This window comes from Candidatus Thermoplasmatota archaeon (assembly GCA_029907305.1).
Taxonomy (GTDB): Archaea; Thermoplasmatota; E2; order DHVEG-1; family DHVEG-1; genus JARYMC01.
This window is the reverse complement of sequence record JARYMC010000127.1, coordinates 1-2,206: the sequence shown is the minus strand read 5'-3', so window position 1 is coordinate 2,206 and position 2,206 is coordinate 1. Positions and strand designations below refer to the sequence as shown.

At 34.8% G+C, this 2,206-nt stretch carries 2 protein-coding genes; both read right to left on the bottom strand.

The features are described from left to right. Positions 1–324 precede the first annotated feature (324 nt). Complete coding sequence (locus QHH19_07225) at positions 325–1,641, bottom strand: M24 family metallopeptidase (GenBank protein ID MDH7518111.1); 1,317 nt, start codon at positions 1,639–1,641, stop codon at positions 325–327. A gap of 157 nt (positions 1,642–1,798) precedes the next feature. Continuing rightward, on the bottom strand, positions 1,799–2,206 hold a 408-nt coding region (locus tag QHH19_07220), incomplete at its 5' end, for a PKD domain-containing protein (protein MDH7518110.1).

Sequence of the window (2,206 nt, the reverse complement as noted above, 5' to 3'; positions counted from 1 at the left end):
TTAAATATAAAATTTATGATATTTGGATATTTGAGAAAAAAAAAACCAGAAAGTGCTGTGCTGCACAATTCAATATTAGATAGTTTTTCATCTATGTTCCAATTTTCTCATAATTTTACACTGTATCCCACAGTGGCTCACAGGTTCTAAAATATTAGAGTAATGCACTGCACCCTTTTTTTTGTTTTGAGGACGTATGTGATTTCGAGATCTTAGATGAGAGAGGGGGTTGTCTAAATGCTTCGCTAATAAATAGTTATTAAGTAGCCCAGGTTTCGCTGTCTGTTTTATCTTTTCACACTTCTTTTTTTTTCTGAGTAGGAACTATTGCTCTAATCTTTTTCGTCTCCATAACAGAATAGCTACTACTATAATAAGGAGAACTATCAAAAATGCGACGACGGGACCGTATTCAAATTGTGGGGTAACCTCTTTCTTGCTTTTAACTTTTATAGGAGTGGTTGATGGTGTTCCTTTGATAAATGGGTCAGCTGAAACATAATATGAAAATGTTAGATCTATGGTTTCAACCCCATCGAAATCCTGCGGGGCTTTTATTGTAAGGTTTTTCCATGTCTCACTACCTGCTGCTACTAAGATATCTGGGATTAAATCTACACTCCATCCCTTAGGGACATTGTCAATAGTGACATTAACACCTATGCTCATATCAGATGGGTTGTATACGGTTATCAGACAGTTTGTTATTCCTTTAGAATCTAATTCTAATATATTGGTTGGTTCTATTTTTATATTTACTTTATCAAAGAATTTAGGTACATCACAGTGGATAATAACATCTTTTAATTCCTTAGGATAATGGCTTAATATTTCACATCCAAATAATCTAACAGCAACATCATCCTCAATTCTCACACCGAATCCAGCTTCTTCTATATATATGCCTGGCTCTACTGCTATAACCATGCCAGGTAAAAGCGGTAGATAGCTAAGTGGATAACCGATCCATGAAATTTTTGGAAAATATCCATGAACATTGAGACCGATACCATGGCTAACTGCATGCGGGAAAAATTTAAATTCTTCATACCCGTAACTAGATATTATTCTGCGTGCGGTTTTCTCCAATCTAACATATGGGATAAAACTTCTAATTTTATCTATAGTTTTCTGTTGCGCTTCTAATGTTATGTTATAAATCTTTTTTTGAAATTCAGTTGGCTCCCCTATAAAAAAAGTTCGTGTGAGATCTGATACATAACCCTTATAGCGTGCCCCAAAATCTACTACAACCACATCACCAGGTTTAATAATATGATACAAATCGTCTTCAAAGAAGCCATGTGGTTTCGCTGAGTCATTACCTGCTGCAACAATAGGGTAAAATGCTGGTGCTTCTGGGTCTGATGGGTTTGATCCGTTTTCTATGATGCTTTTTTGAATTGCTGCTATTACGTGTGCCTCGGTTATATTTTCTTTGAACACCCGTTTTAATGTCTGATAAGCTGCTTCCATTGCTTTGTCTGAGATCTCTGCAGCTTTTTTTATCATCCTATACCGTCGACTTAGAGGGATACCGCTACTGCCCATGTCAAGGCTTTGTGCTATGTTTGTCCCTATGAGTAAAATGATTATTAGGGACGCAAATATGATTTTCAATTTTATTGTTTTTGAACACATATTATCATCATCCTACTATAATATAAATTAAAGTATATATAAATATGTTTGTTTTATGTTGATGTTATTACAAACAGGATTGATTTGAAAATGAATAAAACCTGATTTTAATAATTATTATACTGAATCATTTTTTTCTTAGGTAATAACCAGTTTATCAAAGATTTTGCAATTGTTCAAAAATTTTTAGTAAAAATGAACTATGTAATTGCTGACCACTTTGTTGATAACTTGGAATTTGCTGATTATTTATTAGGATGTTTTGTTGAACTATCGGCATTTTAACTACAAGTGTACCCCATTCGCTCTCAGCACCATAAACATCTTTTGCTTTAGCACGGATTAAGTATGTCCCTCTTTTCCCCCAAGTATGTGTTAATGTTACTGTGGTTCCAGAAGGTACAAAACTTGTCCAACCATTATATGTTCCATCACCCCAGTCAATATAATAGCTTACTTCATCTCCATCAGGGTCTATGGTCGTGAAATTATACGCTATGGTGACATTTATTTTCCCTGTTGCTGGTCCAGTGATAGATGGTTTAATCGGTGGTCGATTACCCCC